Origin of the sequence: Rhizobium sp. NZLR11, assembly GCF_019685115.1 — a bacterium.
In the GTDB taxonomy this organism is placed as follows: Bacteria; Pseudomonadota; Alphaproteobacteria; order Rhizobiales; family Rhizobiaceae; genus Rhizobium.
Genome location: NZ_JABDWD010000015.1, coordinates 18,832 through 33,332, shown reverse-complemented (window position 1 = coordinate 33,332; position 14,501 = coordinate 18,832). Strand labels below are relative to the sequence as shown.

The 14,501-nt window shown below is 63.8% G+C and carries 14 protein-coding genes; 4 read left to right on the top strand and 10 right to left on the bottom strand.

Annotation, left to right across the window (positions count from 1 at the left end; all coding sequences use genetic code 11):
- Nucleotides 1–215: 215 nt before the first annotated feature.
- Nucleotides 216–938, top strand: coding sequence for a Crp/Fnr family transcriptional regulator (locus tag HJB83_RS23435; protein WP_207580792.1), 723 nt, complete (start codon nucleotides 216–218; stop codon nucleotides 936–938).
- Here HJB83_RS23435 and HJB83_RS23430 read toward each other — a convergent pair.
- From HJB83_RS23430 to HJB83_RS23395, 8 genes are all read right to left on the bottom strand, one after another.
- Nucleotides 928–1,356, bottom strand: a complete 429-nt coding sequence (locus tag HJB83_RS23430; RefSeq protein WP_207580793.1) for a L,D-transpeptidase — start codon at nucleotides 1,354–1,356, stop codon at nucleotides 928–930. The two genes, HJB83_RS23435 and HJB83_RS23430, sit on opposite strands and share 11 nt — an antisense overlap.
- A 148-nt stretch (nucleotides 1,357–1,504) precedes the next feature.
- Nucleotides 1,505–1,705, bottom strand: coding sequence for a hypothetical protein (locus HJB83_RS23425; protein WP_207580794.1), 201 nt, complete (start codon nucleotides 1,703–1,705; stop codon nucleotides 1,505–1,507).
- 94 nt (nucleotides 1,706–1,799) lie between these two features.
- Nucleotides 1,800–2,780, bottom strand: a complete 981-nt coding sequence (gene cbiB / locus HJB83_RS23420; protein ID WP_207580795.1) for an adenosylcobinamide-phosphate synthase CbiB — start codon at nucleotides 2,778–2,780, stop codon at nucleotides 1,800–1,802.
- The gene (locus HJB83_RS23415; protein WP_221132893.1) at nucleotides 2,777–3,880 is read right to left on the bottom strand and encodes a threonine-phosphate decarboxylase; all 1,104 of its coding nucleotides are present in this window, start codon (nucleotides 3,878–3,880) and stop codon (nucleotides 2,777–2,779) included. Before HJB83_RS23415 ends, cbiB begins: the two co-directional genes overlap by 4 nt.
- A complete protein-coding gene (locus HJB83_RS23410; protein WP_207580797.1) occupies nucleotides 3,877–5,184 on the bottom strand; it encodes a cobyrinate a,c-diamide synthase in 1,308 nt (435 codons plus the stop codon). The genes HJB83_RS23415 and HJB83_RS23410 overlap by 4 nt, the downstream gene beginning before the upstream one ends.
- Nucleotides 5,181–6,020, bottom strand: coding sequence for a uroporphyrinogen-III C-methyltransferase (gene cobA / locus HJB83_RS23405; protein ID WP_207580798.1), 840 nt, complete (start codon nucleotides 6,018–6,020; stop codon nucleotides 5,181–5,183). Before cobA ends, HJB83_RS23410 begins: the two co-directional genes overlap by 4 nt.
- Before the next feature lie 233 nt (nucleotides 6,021–6,253).
- Nucleotides 6,254–7,204 carry a nucleoside hydrolase gene (locus HJB83_RS23400; protein ID WP_221132892.1) on the bottom strand — a complete coding sequence of 317 codons (951 nt, stop codon included), beginning with the start codon at nucleotides 7,202–7,204 and terminating at the stop codon, nucleotides 6,254–6,256.
- Nucleotides 7,205–7,273: 69 nt separating this feature from the next.
- Nucleotides 7,274–7,693, bottom strand: coding sequence for a cobalamin biosynthesis protein (locus HJB83_RS23395; protein WP_207580800.1), 420 nt, complete (start codon nucleotides 7,691–7,693; stop codon nucleotides 7,274–7,276).
- A 98-nt stretch (nucleotides 7,694–7,791) separates the two neighbouring features.
- Here HJB83_RS23395 and HJB83_RS23390 point away from each other — a divergent pair, with 98 nt between their 5' ends.
- The 3 genes from HJB83_RS23390 to HJB83_RS23380 all read left to right on the top strand — a co-directional run bounded on the left by HJB83_RS23390 (nucleotide 7,792) and on the right by HJB83_RS23380 (nucleotide 9,846).
- Nucleotides 7,792–8,577 carry a TSUP family transporter gene (locus HJB83_RS23390; RefSeq protein ID WP_207580801.1) on the top strand — a complete coding sequence of 262 codons (786 nt, stop codon included), beginning with the start codon at nucleotides 7,792–7,794 and terminating at the stop codon, nucleotides 8,575–8,577.
- A gap of 109 nt (nucleotides 8,578–8,686) precedes the next feature.
- Nucleotides 8,687–9,052 carry a nuclear transport factor 2 family protein gene (locus HJB83_RS23385; RefSeq protein ID WP_207580802.1) on the top strand — a complete coding sequence of 122 codons (366 nt, stop codon included), beginning with the start codon at nucleotides 8,687–8,689 and terminating at the stop codon, nucleotides 9,050–9,052.
- The gene (locus HJB83_RS23380) at nucleotides 9,052–9,846 is read left to right on the top strand and encodes a helix-turn-helix domain-containing protein (protein ID WP_207580803.1); all 795 of its coding nucleotides are present in this window, start codon (nucleotides 9,052–9,054) and stop codon (nucleotides 9,844–9,846) included. The genes HJB83_RS23385 and HJB83_RS23380 overlap by 1 nt, the downstream gene beginning before the upstream one ends.
- A 3-nt stretch (nucleotides 9,847–9,849) precedes the next feature.
- On the opposite strand, the gene cobO is transcribed toward HJB83_RS23380, so the two are convergent.
- Together cobO and cobN are read right to left on the bottom strand one after the other, a co-directional pair.
- Complete coding sequence (gene cobO / locus HJB83_RS23375) at nucleotides 9,850–10,500, bottom strand: cob(I)yrinic acid a,c-diamide adenosyltransferase (RefSeq protein WP_207580804.1); 651 nt, start codon at nucleotides 10,498–10,500, stop codon at nucleotides 9,850–9,852.
- Between the two features lie 4 nt (nucleotides 10,501–10,504).
- The gene (cobN, locus tag HJB83_RS23370) at nucleotides 10,505–14,497 is read right to left on the bottom strand and encodes a cobaltochelatase subunit CobN (RefSeq protein WP_221141538.1); all 3,993 of its coding nucleotides are present in this window, start codon (nucleotides 14,495–14,497) and stop codon (nucleotides 10,505–10,507) included.
- Nucleotides 14,498–14,501 lie beyond the last annotated feature (4 nt).

Below are 14,501 nucleotides of genomic sequence, written 5' to 3'. Positions count from 1 at the left end.
TCCGAATCAGGCCTGCGGACCGGCGCGCCTCGGCGCGGGTACTTCCAACGAGAGCCAGGCTACCGAAACTTTGATCTGGATCAAATCGCGATCCCGGCGAAATCGATAATCATCAAGTCGCGCTGGAAGAAATTGGGATAGCCGAACCAGTAATCGCGGCGTAATCGTCTCGGTTATACCGCGCGGGCAAACGCGGATTTCGAAGGGATCAGGAGATGGACGTCGCACGCAGTGAGATTCCCGAGGCCGGCACGCCCGTCGCTTGCCGCTCCTGCCAGGCGCGGCACGGCGTCGTCTGCGGCGCCCTGTCCAGCCGCCAGCTCCGGGACCTCGGCCGCCACTCGCTGCGCCGCAAGGTCGATGCCGGCACAGAGATCATCGCTCAAGGGTCGGAAAGCTCGTTCTACTCGAACATCATGCGCGGAGTGGTAAAGCTCTGCAAGGTGATGCCGGACGGACGCCGGCAAATCGTTGGCCTGCAATTCGCCTCCGATTTCGTCGGCAGACCCTTCGTGCGTGAAAGCACGCTGTCGGCCGAGGCCGCGACCGACACGGAGATCTGTGTCTTCCCCCGTAACCTGCTCGACCGTATGATATCGGAGGCGCCGGAGCTGCAGCGCAGCCTGCACGATCAGGCGCTGAAAGAGCTGGATGTCGCGCGCGAATGGATGCTGACGCTCGGCCGGCGCACCGCCGAGGAAAAGGTCGCAAGCCTGCTTCACCTCATCGCCACGCACGTCGAACCGCAAACGGCGACGAGCACCGCCTTCGACCTGCCGCTATCACGCGCCGAGATCGCCGATTTCCTCGGATTGACGATCGAGACCGTCAGCCGCCAGATGACTAGGCTGCGCAAGAGCGGCGTCATCCATATCGAGAACTTCCGACATATCGTCGTCCCCGATATGGATGAGCTGGAAAAGAAAATCAGCGGGTAATCACCACGCGGGTATTGGCAAGGCCGGCTTGGCGCGCCAGCGAGAAGAACTCGGCCGCATTGTCGGGATGCAGGCGGACGCAGCCATGCGAGGCCGGTCGGCCCAGGCGTTTCAGGTCGAAGGTGGCATGAACGGCGTAACCGCCGTTGAAGAACACCGCGTAGGGCATCGGTGCATTGTCGTATTTCCGGGAACGGTGATCGCGCGACAGCCACTTGGCGCTCCACGAACCGGTCGGCGTGACATAGCCGTTGCGCGCGGTCGAAACCTTCCAACGATACTTGACGAAGCCGTTCTCGGTGACGGTCATCGTCTGCTTGCCAATGCTGACATTGGCGACCAGCGTTGCTGCCTGAGCGGCAATGGGAGAAAATTGCAGCAATAAACTTGCGGCGGCGGCCGCCAAAATCGTCTTCATGATAACCCCTCTTCGAACCCGCGCAGTTTAATTGCGCCCACGCGAAAGAGAGACTACGGCAATACTTATTATATAGCTTTAACCCGAATGGTAATCACAATTTTAACATGTTTAAGCCGGAAACGCCGCCGCAGGACAGCGGCCCGCTTCACTGGAGCTTGCGTGGAACCGAGGGCGGGTTCAGCCGCTGGTAGGCCTTGTTCATCTTCTCGCGGATAGAGGCCATGGTGCCGAGGTTATGACCGCAAGCGGCACAGGTGATGATATCCGTCTCCCGGATCTCCGGACGCTCGAACTTCATCTTGGTGCTCTTGCACTTCGGGCACGGTAATTCAACCTGAACTGTCATTGCTCTGCTTCCGGTCTGATGGAGGTATGAGGCGTTTCGCATAAACGTTTGAGCCGGAGCTGTCCACCGCGGTGTGTCCGCGGTGCGTAGCACCCTACAGAAAACACAGAAACAACCCGAATGTCAGACCGGCGAGCACCATGCAGCTGGCATAAAACACCGATACGCCGTCTTCGACGTCGCCGGCGGTAGCTATGTCCCGGCCAGCGTTGTTGATCATCGGCTCCGTCACGATGACACCGCCGTAGATGCGCGGGCCGGCGAGCTGGACGTTGAGAGCGCCGGCCATTGCCGCCTCCGGCCGGCCGGAATTCGGCGAACGGTGCAGGCCGCCGTCGCGCATCGCCACGCGAACCGCCTGGCGGCAGGCGCTGGTACCGCGCCGGACCCAGGCGCCGGCGGCGATCAGCAGGATGGAGAAACGCGCGGCCGGCCAGTTGGCGATATCGTCGAGCCGGGCCGATGCCCAGCCGAAATCGATATATTTTTCCGACTTGTGGCCAATCATCGAATCCGCCGTGTTCAGCATTTTGTAGGCGAGCAAGCCCGGCAGGCCGAAGACGGCATACCAGAGCGCCGGCGCGACGACGCCGTCGGAAAAGTTTTCGGCCAGGCTTTCGATCGCCGCGCGGCACACCGCCGGCTCGTCCAGCGTTTCAGGATCGCGCCCGACGATCTGAGAAACGGCGGCCTGTCCACCGGCAAGCCCCACGTCGCGCAGGGCGACGGCGACCGCCGCGACGTGATCGGCAAGGCTCTTTTGCGCCAGGAAGATCGCCACCAATCCGGTCTCGAGCAGGATGCCGGCGAGACCGAACAGCGCGAAGAACCGGTTGAACACGAAGCCCGCGGCCACCGCCAGCAGCAGCAGGGCCAGGATGGCGGCGACGCCGTTCATTCGGCGTCGGGAGCCGGTGAGACTTGCGGAGTTGAGTTGCCGGTCGGCATAGGAAATCGCCGCGCCGAAGATGACGACGGGGTGCGGTACCCGCGACCACAGCCATTGCGGATCGCCGGCGATCCGGTCGAGCAGCAGCGCCAGAAGCAGCACGAGAAGGTTTTCGTCGATCGTCATCGCTCAAATCTCTGAAGGGCTTCGCAAAGTCGTCGGTCCGCCGCCGGATCCGGCGTCAACCCGAAACGCAGCTGATCCGGCGCATAGTCGAACTTGCGGACGAGAATATGATGGCGGCAGAGATGGGTGTAAATGTCGCTCGCCCTGCCGTCGGCGACAAGAGTGAACAGCGCCGTTCCTCCCGATATCCGCAATCCGGCCGCAGTCAGCACCGCATGCAGGCCGGCGCAGCGTTCATCGATGCGGGCGCGGATTGCAGACACGTCCGAACGCAACAGCGAACCTGCAATCGAAAGAGCCGGGCCCGAGACTGCCCAAGGGCCGAGCCAGTTCTCGAAACGCTCGAGAATATCTTGGCGCGCAATCGCAAAACCGAGCCGGAGACCGGCAAGCCCGAAGAACTTACCGAAGGAGCGGAAGATGATCAGGTTGGAAAGTGATTGCGCTTGGGCTGCTAGGCTCAGCGCCGGATCGGTATCACCGAAGGCCTCATCGACGACGAGAAGCCCGTCTGCCGCCTTCATCCTGTCGTGCAGGGCAATCAGCGTTTCGGCCGGCCAGACCCTGCCGTCCGGATTGTTCGGATTGACGACGACGGCCAGCCGATGCTCGGCCCCGATCGCCGCGACATCGCGGACCGCATCGACGGCACAACCGGCCGAAGCAAAGGCGCGCACATATTCGCCATAGGTCGGCGACACCACTGCGACTTTGTCGTCCGTCACGGCGACTTTGTCGTCCGTCACGGCGACTTTGTCGTCCGTCACTGCGACTTTGTCGTCCGTCACGGCAACTCTGTCTGTCAAAGAGACTTGCCTGTCCTGCCGGAGCAGGCGCGGCAGAAGCTGGATCACCGATTGCGTTCCGGGCACCGGCAGCGGCAGGATCGCCCCGCTGCCGTAATGCTCGCACGCGGCATGCCTTGCCTCATCGGCGAGATGGCCGTCCGGCAGGCGGTGCCATGCCCTTGCCGGAACGTCAGGCAGGGCGACGGGGCACGGATTGATGCCTGTGGAAAGGTCGAGCCAGTCTTCCGGCCTGCCGCCGAAGGCGGCGGCAGCAGCGGTGATGCCGCCGCCGTGGGCGATGGGCGCGCTCATGCGGCAGCTCTCGCAAGATCGATCAGGTGCATATAGGACCCCGCCACCTGGCCGCGCCGCAACCCGACAGCACCGAGATCGGTTCCGAGCGCATCTTGCGCTGCAAACAGCCGCTTCCCCTCGCCCTCGGACACAACAGTGGAATAGTGGAATTCATGCGCGGTCATCGTCCGCGCGAAGAAGGCGCCGTCGAGCGGTGTCACACGGCGGTAGCCGAGATGGCGTCGGCGTTCGGCATAGCTGGTGACGACGGGCAGCAGGCCGAGCATTTCGTGGCGCTTTCCGCCCGCATCGATCAACCCATCGCCGAGCACCATGTAGCCGCCGCACTCCCCGTAAATCCTGATGCCGCGTGCCGCCGCGTCGAGCATGCCGGCGCGAAAATTCTGCGCCGCCGAAAGCCGCCCGGCATGCAGCTCGGGATAGCCGCCGGGCAGATAGATCGCATCGGCGTCACCGGTCGGCGCCTCGTCGGCGAGCGGCGAGAAGAACGAAATATCAGCCCCGCGGCGACGCCAGCCGAGCAGCATATGCTCGTAGGAAAAGGCAAAGGCGACATCGCGCGCCACGGCGATGCGGGCGCCGATCGGCATCAGCCGGTCGATATTGGCGGCAGACGGCCGGTTGAGCCCCTGCCTTGCAATGCGCAGCAGGAATTCGAAATTGCATTCCTCGGAAACGGCATCCGCCGAATGGTCGATGAAATTATCGAGCGTGGTGTGTTCACTGGCCTGGACGAGACCGAGATGGCGCTCCGGCAAGGCGAGCGCCTTGTCGCTGCCGATTACGGCGATAACAGGCATGCGGATCGCTTCGAGCGCCTGGCGCAGCATCGCCTCGTGCCGGTCGCTGCCAACCTTGTTAAGGATGACGCCGGCGACGCGGACATCGGCGCGGAAGCCGGCAAAGCCTGATACCAGCGGCGCCACTGACTGCGACATGCGCGAGGCATCGACGACCAGCACCACGGACAGGCCGAGCTGAGCGGCAAGATCGGCCGCAGTTCCCCTTCCGTCGGCCGCTCCGTCGAAAAGTCCCATCATCGCCTCGATGACGAGGATGCGGTCGCCGGAACGGTGAAGGGCTGAATTGGCCGAGATCAGCTCCGGGCGCATCGCCCAGGGATCGAAATTCAGGCAGGGCGTGCCACTTGCGGCCGCATGAAAGGCGGGATCGATGTAATCGGGACCGGCCTTGCCGGGCGCGACCGCGATGCCGCGCCGGCGCAACGCCCTGAGCAATCCGAGCGTCACCGTCGTCTTGCCGGCGCCGGAGGACGGCGCTGCGATCAGGAGGCCGCTCATGTCAGCACCTTGCCGGACCGGCGGAACGGATCGGGTTGCAGCCGCCGTCCGGCGAGCGCGCCGAGCCAATCGAGCGAGGCTCTGAGCCGCACCACCTCGCCGACGACGACCACCGCTGGCGGTTCGAGCCCGGCGGTGGCGATGGCCGCGGGCGCCTCGGCTAGCGTCGTTTCCAGCACCTGCTGCCGGCCAGTGGCAGCGTTGCAGACGAAGGCGACAGGTTCGGTAGGCTCCCGGCCGGCGGCGATCAACCGGGTGCTGATCTCGGCGATGTGTTTCATCGCCATATACATGACGATCACGGGAGAGCCCCGGCCGATCGCCTCCCAGTTGATCCTGTCGGGCACGATGCCGGAGGAATCATGGCCGGTGAGGAAGGTCACGGCGTGGTTGATGTCGCGATGCGTCACCGGGATGCCGGCATAGGCAAGCCCGCCGATGCCGGCGGTGATGCCGGGCACGATGCGGAAGGGGATATTGTGCTCGACCAGCGTCAGCGCCTCTTCGCCGCCGCGGCCGAAGACGAAGGGATCGCCGCCTTTCAACCGCAGCACCCGCTTGCCGGCGCGTGCCAGTTCCACCAGCCGCAGCGAGATGTCACGTTGTTTGGCCGAAGGCTTGCCGCCGCGTTTTCCGGCATATTCCACCACCGCTTCCGGCCGCGCCAACGCCAGGCATTCCTCGTTGACCAGCGCGTCGTGCACGATGACGTCGGCCTCGGAAAGCCCTCTTGCGGCGAGCAGCGTCAAAAGCCCGGGATCGCCGGGACCGGCACCGACCAGCCAGACGGTGCCCGGCTCCAGCGCCGGAAGATGGGAGAATGCGGCATCGATCATCTTGCTGATCTAGAGCATGATGCCGAAAAGTGTAAGCGGTTTTCGGACGACATTATGCGCACCTGTTTGTTTTAGATCCGCCGGGCGCCCTGTCTCACCGGAAGTTGCCGAGATGACCATGACTCACTTTGCTAGGAAGCGGAATCAAACTCTCGGAAAACCCGAATAACAATATGAATATATTATCATATAGTCGCGACGACCGGCCGCGAAGCGGCCAGTCTTCCAATCGGTCAGGCCCTGAGCAGCGTGTCGCGGATGAGATCGATAACCTTTTTCGATTCGATGCCGGTGCAGACGATCTGTCTCGGCAGGCCATCCCAGTCACCCGGCGGAAAACGGCGACCGTCCGGCTTTACGATGGTCTGGCCGTCGGCGATGCCGCCACAGACGACACGCACCGCACCCGATATCGACGAGAACAGTTCGGGCGCCACGACATAGACTGAGGCGCAGCTATCATGCACCATCATGCCGTCCTCAACCGCATGCTTGTAAAAATCGATGTAGGACTGCGAGAGTTCATTGAGCTGTTTGACCGCCTTGTCGCCCTTGGCCGCCATCTCGCCAAGATAGCTGCGGCTCATCGTGGTGACCGCGGTGACGTCGAGGCCGATGACGGTCACCTTCCAGGGCGCGGTCATGACGATATCCGCAGCTTCGGGATCACCATGGATGTTGGCCTCGGCGACCGGCGAGACATTGCCCGGCACATAGAAATTGCCGCCCATGATGACGACGTCCTTGACCAGCGTTGCGATCTCGGGGGCTTCCTTCAGCGCCAGCGCCAGATTGGTCATCCGCCCGACAGCGACGAGGCGCACTTCGCCCGGATGGGCGCGCACGGTATCGATGATGAAGCGATGCGCCGGGCGCGGATCGAGCGGCAGGTCGATCGTCTCCGGCACGTCGATATCGCCGAGGCCATTGTCGCCATGCACCATGGCCGGCCAGGGCCGCTCGGCGCGCAAGGGGTCGATGGTGACGCTGGCGCCCTTGGCAACGGGTGCCGGAATATTCCAATCGCGCTTGAGGAAGAGCGCATTGCGTGTCGTCGTCTCGACCGAGGCGTTGCCGAAAACGGTGGTGATGCCGATCAGATCGATTTCGGGGTGGCGGTGCAGGAAAAGAAGCGCCATGGCGTCATCGACGCCCGGATCCGTGTCATAAATGACCTTGTGCATTGATATCCTCTAAATGTAGATCGCGAAGCTGCCGGACGGCGTCGCAACGTGTGGCCACCATAACGCTCGTCAGGCTTTCCGCAACCCGATGCCGGCAATCGCCGCTGTCGCATGCGCGGATTTGATCTTGCCGAGCAGCAGCTCCGCATCCGCTCCAATGGCCGCAAGTGCCGCGGATTCCGCCACGCCATGGCAGCCGACACGGGCAAAGACGATGGCAGAGGGATTTTTAAGCCGCGGCGTTTCCTCTTCCAGCCGCGGCGCATCGAAGAAGACGGCGGGCACGGCAAAATGCCTGGCAACGGCAAGGATCGCCGCTTCTTCGGAACGGCTGTCGATCGAGGCAATGGCAGCAAGCTCCGCCCCGATGATACCGGCCGCTTCAACCGCTTCGATGGCCAGCGCCAGCACTTCGGCGGGCGGCGTTTTGCGCTCGCAGCCGAGCCCGAGCACGTGATGTCTGCTCCTGTCGAAGGTAATGTCGCTCATGTTGCTGCCGAATGCGCCTCGCCATGTCCTTTGCAGCCATTGCAGCCCGAGGCGGGAAATGCAAGAAGGCGGCCTGAAAGCCCCTCCGGAACTCCGTCTTGCCCGATATCACCTTCCATCTGCTTCTACTGCTCTGCGCGGCGGCCTTTTTTGCTGGTTTCGTCGATTCGATTGCCGGTGGCGGCGGCCTCATCACCGTTCCCGCCATGCTGATTGCCGGCATTCCGCCGCTGCAGACGCTCGGCACCAATAAGGTGCAGTCGATCTTTGGTGCCGCCTCGGCAACGCTCGCTTATGCCCGCAAGGGCCACGTGCAGCTTCGCGAACAATTGCCGATGGCGCTGATGGCGGTCATGGGCGGGGCGCTCGGCGCTGCCCTTGCCACGATCGTACCCGGACAGGTGCTGCAGGCGATCATGCCGGTGTTGCTGCTGTCGATCGCGATCTTCTTTGCCGTCAAGCCGAACCTCAACGACGTCGATACCCATCGCCGCATCACGCCCTTCGCCTTCGGCCTGACGCTGGTCCCGGCCATCGGCGTTTATGACGGGGTCTTCGGCCCGGGCACCGGCTCCTTCTTCATGCTCGCCTTCGTCACACTCGCCGGCTTCGGCGTGCTGAAGGCAACCGCCCACACCAAGCTTCTCAATCTCGGCTCGAATTTCGGCGCGCTGATTGTCTTCGCAAGCTTTGGCGCGATACTCTGGAAGATCGGCCTGTTGATGGGCATCTGCCAGTTCCTCGGCGCGCAGCTCGGTTCGCGCCTTGCCATGCGCATCGGTTCGAAGCTGATCAAGCCGCTGCTGGTGATCGTGTGCGTCGCCCTGGCGGTCAAGCTCCTCGCCGACCCGGCAAATCCGCTGCGCTTGTGGCTCGGCATCTGACGGAGACGCTTGGCCGTCTTCCATTACCTCTGGCGTAATTGATAGGGTGCACCACCTTCCCGCATGATCGCCCTGCCTGAATGACGGGCGATCAAAAGGAGATGACCCGATGAACGATGCAAACAGCAATGCCGAGCGCTACCTCGCCATCTGGAACGAGACGGATGCGGCTCGCCGCCGCGCTCTCATCGCCGAGAGCTGGGCGGAAGCCGCAACCTACATCGATCCGCTGATGCGCGGCGAAGGCCACGAGCAGATCAATTCGCTGGTGGAGGCCGTGCAGAACCGTTTCCCCGGTTTCCGTTTCGAACTGATCGGCACGGCTGACGGCTATGGCGACAATCTGCGTTTCTCCTGGGGCCTCGGACCTGCCAATGGCGAAGCACTGATCAAGGGCACGGATTTTGCCGAACTCGAAGACGGCAAACTGAAATCCGTCCGCGGCTTCATCGACCAATTGCCGGAAGCTGCCTGATGAAGCCGACCGCCCGCCCTCTTGGAGATCATCTGCGCGGATGGCGCCAGCGCCGCCGGATGAGCCAGCTCGACCTGGCGCTGGAGGCAGATATCTCGCAGCGGCATCTGAGCTTCATCGAGAGCGGGCGCTCGACGCCGAGCCGCGACATGCTGCTGCATCTTGCCGAACGCCTCGGCGTGCCGCTCCGCGACCGGAACCCGCTGCTGCTGGCGGCGGGTTTCGCTCCCGTCTTTACCGAGCGTGCACTCGACGATCCCGCCTTGGAACCGGCGCGCCGCGCCATCGACATGGTGTTGAAAACTCATCAGCCTTTCCCGGCGCTCGCGATCGACCGCCACTGGACGCTCATTGCCTCCAACGCGGCGCTGGCGCCGCTCATCTCAGGCATTGCCGATCCCTCCCTGCTGGAACCGCCAGTCAATGTGCTGCGCCTCAGCCTGCACCCGCAAGGACTGGCGCCCCGCATTGCAAACCTCCCGGAATGGCGCGCCCACCTTATCGACCGGCTGCGTCAGCAAATATCGGCTTCGGGCGATCCGGTATTGGAGAGGCTGCTGAACGAACTGCTGTCCTATCCGGCGCCCGAAGCGGCGAACGATGCGCATACCGACCACGCCGGCATCGCCATTCCGCTGAAGCTTTCGACCAAGGCCGGTCTGCTATCCCTGATCTCGACGACCACGGTCTTCGGCACGCCCGTCGACATCACTCTGTCGGAACTGGCCGTGGAATCCTTCTTCCCGGCGGATGAGGAAACGGCCGCGATCCTGCGCGGCCTCTCTCTCAACTGATGCCTAGAATTCCACGCCCGGCTGGCCCTTGATGCCGGAGCGGAACGGATGCTTGATCAGTTCCATCTCGGTCACCAGGTCGGCGATCTCGATCAGTTCCTCCCTAGCGTTGCGCCCCGTCAGCACGACATGCGTCATGGGCGGCTTCTCGTTCTTCAGGAATTCCACGACCTCGTTGATATCGAGATAGTCGTAGCGTAGCGCGATGTTGATCTCGTCGAGCAGCACCATGGAATAGCGATCGTCGCGGATCAGCTCCTTGGCCTTTTCCCAGGCAGCCGAGGCGGCGGCAACGTCGCGGGCGCGGTCCTGCGTTTCCCAGGTGAACCCCTCGCCCATGGTGTGGAACTGGCAGAGATCGGAGAAATGCTTCTCGATCAGATCGCGCTCGCCGGTCCACATCGCACCCTTGATGAACTGCACGACGGCAGAGGGCTTGCCATGGGCGATGTGGCGGAAGATCATGCCGAAGGCGGCCGATGACTTGCCCTTGCCCTTGCCGGTGTGGACGATGATCAGCCCCTTGCCATCGGTCTTGGTCGCCATGATCTTGTCGCGGGCGGCCTTCTTCTTCGCCATCTTCTCGGCATGGCGCGCATCGTCCTTTCCAGCTTCGCCTTCTGGGATCGCGCTCTCCGGTGTCTCGTCGCTCATCGGTTCACCTTGTTCTATTGTTGGCGGCCAGGTCGAACCGGGCCGAATTGCTGCGCGGCGTCCAGAGGCTGCGGTCGATCGCCTCGCACAGCCGCTCCTTCATCTCGTCGAATGCTGCCGGGTTCTTCTCCATCATGAAGGTACTCACAATGGGATCGGCGACGAAGGCCTGGTATACCGCCTCGAAATGATGGGCGCCGACTGCACCCGTCGTCGCCGAAAAGGCGAAGAGATAGTCGACGGTGGCGGCAATCTCGGCCGCACCCTTGTAACCGTGGCGCATGACGCCCGATATCCATTTCGGATTGACGACGCGCCCGCGCACGACGCGGCCGATCTCCTCTTCCAGCGAACGGATCACCGGCCGTTCCGGCCGGGAATGATCGTTGTGATAGATCGAGGGGCGGGCGCCGGCGAGCTGTTCCGCCGCCGCCGCCATGCCGCCTTCGAACTGGTAATAATCGTCGCTGTCGAGCAGATCGTGTTCGCGATTATCCTGATTCTGAACGACGGCCTGCACCGAGCGCAGCCGCTCCTCGAACAGGCCGCGTTCGGCCTTGCCCTCCTCGCCGGCGCCATAGGCATAGCTGCCCCAGACGAGATAGGCCTCGGCGAGATCGGCGCGCCGCTCCCAGCCTTTTTCGTCAATCAGCGCCTGCAGCCCCGCGCCATAAGCGCCGGGCTTCGAGCCGAACACCCGGTAGCCCGCTCGCCTTCTGGCCGAGACCTCGTCGAGGCCGGCTGCGGCAAGCCTTGCCGCCTCGCCGCGCATGCGCGCTGCGATCGGATTGTCGGCCTCGTCCTCTTCAAGCGCGCCGACGGCGCGGACCGCCTTGTCGAACAGGGCGATCTGCTCGGGAAAAGCGTCGCGGAAGAAGCCGGATATCCTGAGCGTCACGTCGACGCGCGGCCGCCCGAGCATTGCCGGCGGTATGATCTCGTAGCCGGTGACGCGGCGCGAGCTCATGTCCCAGAGCGGCTTGACGCCAATCAGCGCCAGCGCCTGGGCGATGTCATCGCCGCCGGTGCGCATGTTCGACGTGCCCCAGGCCGTCAGCCCTAGGGAAGCCGGCCATTCGCCGTGATCCTGCGCATAGCGGCGAACCAGCAGTTCCGCGGATTTCTTGCCGAGTTCGTAGGCGGCCGGCGTCGGCACGGCGCGGCTATCGACCGAATAGAAATTGCGGCCCGTCGGCAGCACATCGGGCCGCCCGCGCGTCGGCGCCCCGGAGGGGCCGGGCGCAACGAAGCGGCCGTCGAGGCCGTTAAGCAGGCCTGCGATTTCGGCTGGCCCGCAGGCCAGGATCGAAGGCTTGAGGCGGGTCTCGATCTCGGAAAGCACCGCCCGCGTCGCCGGCCAGTTCTCAGGGCAGACGATCTGGCCGGAAACGAACTTCGCCGCCAGGAGCTCGATGCGCTCGACGGTGTCGCCGTTGGTGCGCCAGGGGGCGTCGAGGAGATCTGCTAGGATGGCATGACGTGGGGCTGTCCAGGGGGCGGCCATGTCGCAGTCGAGAGGATCGAACGTGGAGTTACCCCCCTCTGTCCTGCCGGACATCTCCCCCACAAGGGGGGAGATCGGGGATGAGAGGTCCCGCTCCAACTGCTCGGCCGAAGGTGCGGCAACTTCAAACGTTTCTTTTGTGGGAAGCCCAAGCCTCTTGCCGATCTCCCCCCTTGTGGGGGAGATGTCCGGCAGGACAGAGGGGGGTGCCACAGGCACACCGCCCACCCCCACATCACCCGCAATCGCCCGCTGCAAACTCGCATCCCCGCCCTCACCCAGCCCCCGCGGCACCCGCGCCAGCGCCACCGTCAGGTCGGTCAGCAGCCGCCCTTCGGGCGAAACGCCGAAGATATGCAGCCCGTCGCGGATCTGCATTTCCTTGAGGTCGCAGAGATAGGCGTCGAGCTTCTTCAGCGCCTCGCCCTCGCTTTCGCCGCTGATTATGCCGGCATCCCGGTCGAGGCCGATATCGGTGACCAGATCGAGGATCTGCCGGCTGAGCAAGCGGATGCGGCGGGGATCGCCGCCGGAGGCCTCGTAATATTCGTCGACCAGCGCTTCCAGATCCTTGAGTGGTCCATAACTCTCAGCCCGCGTCAAAGGCGGCGTCAGGTGATCGATGATGACAGCGGCAGTCCGGCGCTTGGCCTGCGTGCCCTCGCCCGGATCGTTGACGATGAAGGGATAAAGATGCGGCAGCGGCCCGAGGATCACCTCGGGATAACAGCCTTCCGACAGCGCCAGCGCCTTGCCCGGCAGCCATTCGAGATTGCCGTGTTTGCCCATGTGGATGACCGCATGTGCACCGAATTCCTGGCACAGGAAGACATAGAAGGCAAAATAACCGTGCGGCGGCACGAGATCCGGCGAATGATAGCTTTCCTTCGGATCGATATTATAGCCGCGCGGCGGCTGGATGCCGACGAGCACGCCGCCGAAGCGCGCGAAAGGCAGGGCGAAGCCGCCCTCGCGAAAATACGCATCATCCTTAGGATTGCCCCAGCGAGCCCTCACCTCATCTTGAATCTTATTGGGAAGAGATTGAAAGAAGCTGTTGTAGCGAGCGAGGGAAAGCGTTTCGCGAATGACCCTGCCGTCGTGGCCGGAATTGGTCGGCCCTTCCATCAGATGCCGGATCAGCGCGTCCCCATCTGCCGGAATGTCGGCGACCGGGTAACCCGCGGCTCCCATGGCGCGAAGCACCGCGATGGTGCCGGCCGGCGTATCGAGGCCGACGCCGTTGCCGAGCCGGCCGTCGCGGTTCGGATAATTCGCCATGACAAGCGCGATGCGGCGATCACCGGCCGATCTCTTCCGCAGGCGCGCCCAGTTGGCGGCAAGTTCAGCCGTATAACTCACCCGGCCGGTATCGGGTTCGCTGCAGACGATGTTGGTCTCGACAGCCGCGTCATAACGCGCTGCCGTCTTGAAAGAGATCGCCCGCGCCAGCACCCGGCCGTCGACTTCAGGAAGCGCCACGTTCATGCCGAGATCTCGTGCCGACAAGCCTTGCGCGGAAGCGGCCCAAGCCTCCCGCGACGAGGCCGACAGGATCGCCTGCAGCACCACCGCCCCATTCGCCTCCAGCACCGTCGGCTGCCGGTCAGCACCTGGTGCCGAGACGGCAAAGCCGGTCGTGTTGATGACGACATCGGGTTTCAGTGCCGCAAACACGCTTTCGAGAATACCTGTCGAGACGGGGTCCTTGAGGCTATAGGCAAAAACCGGCAGTGGCCGCAGGCCGAGCGCCGCCAGCGCTTCGACCAGTGCCTCGATCGGGGCGGTCTCGCCGCTCTGGACGAGGGCGCGGTAGAAGCTGATGGCGACGATTGGCCCAAACGCCACCTCCTCCGTCGAATGTGGGATACCCCCCTGCTCGACGGACGAAGGCGGCGCGACATGCGAACCGGCAACCTGCCGCCACTCCTGCACCCCGATCAGCCCCCGCCCCGGCCACCAGATGCCCGCCTTCATCAAAGGCACTGCCGGCGCCGGCTTCTCGGCACCTGACAACATCGCCGAGGCATAATCGAGAAAGCCGCGCGCATTGGCGTCGCCGCCTTCGATCAGATAGGCCCAGAGCGCATTCATATCGTCGAGATCAACGTTGGAAAAAGGAACGAGCCCCGCATCCGGCCGGGCATCGCCCGGCAAGACCGCAATCAGCGCACCGGCGCGGGACGCTGCCGCGTGCAGCGCCTCCAGCGTATAGTGGAAATAGCTGGCACCGCCGAGCGCACGCACGATGATGAGCCTGGCATGCCGCGCCGTGCGTTCGACATAGGTATCGACCGACATCGGATGCTTGAGGCTCATCAGGCTGGCAAGTCTCAGCGAAGGCGCCGCCCCATGCTCGCGATGGGCGGCTGCGATGGCGGCAAGCTCGCTGTCGGCGGCCGACAGGAACACGATATCGCCCGGCGTCTGCCCGAGGTCGATCGCCTCCTCGCAGTCGCTGATCGTTCCCTGTTGGGCCAGAAGCAGATGCATGGGA

Excerpts from the sequence above, each read along its gene's own strand:
- cobO (WP_207580804.1), bottom strand. The coding sequence starts at position 10,500 with ATGAGCGACGAGACACCGGAGAGCGCGATCCCAGAAGGCGAAGCTGGA.
- cobA (WP_207580798.1), bottom strand. The coding sequence starts at position 6,020 with ATGATCGATGCCGCATTCTCCCATCTTCCGGCGCTGGAGCCGGGCACC.
- HJB83_RS23435 (WP_207580792.1), top strand. The coding sequence starts at position 216 with ATGGACGTCGCACGCAGTGAGATTCCCGAGGCCGGCACGCCCGTCGCT.
- HJB83_RS23425 (WP_207580794.1), bottom strand. The coding sequence starts at position 1,705 with ATGACAGTTCAGGTTGAATTACCGTGCCCGAAGTGCAAGAGCACCAAG.
- HJB83_RS23380 (WP_207580803.1), top strand. The coding sequence starts at position 9,052 with ATGAAGCCGACCGCCCGCCCTCTTGGAGATCATCTGCGCGGATGGCGC.
- HJB83_RS23415 (WP_221132893.1), bottom strand. The coding sequence starts at position 3,880 with ATGAGCGCGCCCATCGCCCACGGCGGCGGCATCACCGCTGCTGCCGCC.
- HJB83_RS23400 (WP_221132892.1), bottom strand. The coding sequence starts at position 7,204 with ATGCACAAGGTCATTTATGACACGGATCCGGGCGTCGATGACGCCATG.
- HJB83_RS23395 (WP_207580800.1), bottom strand. The coding sequence starts at position 7,693 with ATGAGCGACATTACCTTCGACAGGAGCAGACATCACGTGCTCGGGCTC.
- HJB83_RS23430 (WP_207580793.1), bottom strand. The coding sequence starts at position 1,356 with ATGAAGACGATTTTGGCGGCCGCCGCCGCAAGTTTATTGCTGCAATTT.
- cobN (WP_221141538.1), bottom strand. The coding sequence starts at position 14,497 with ATGCATCTGCTTCTGGCCCAACAGGGAACGATCAGCGACTGCGAGGAG.
- cbiB (WP_207580795.1), bottom strand. The coding sequence starts at position 2,780 with ATGACGATCGACGAAAACCTTCTCGTGCTGCTTCTGGCGCTGCTGCTC.
- HJB83_RS23410 (WP_207580797.1), bottom strand. The coding sequence starts at position 5,184 with ATGAGCGGCCTCCTGATCGCAGCGCCGTCCTCCGGCGCCGGCAAGACG.
- HJB83_RS23385 (WP_207580802.1), top strand. The coding sequence starts at position 8,687 with ATGAACGATGCAAACAGCAATGCCGAGCGCTACCTCGCCATCTGGAAC.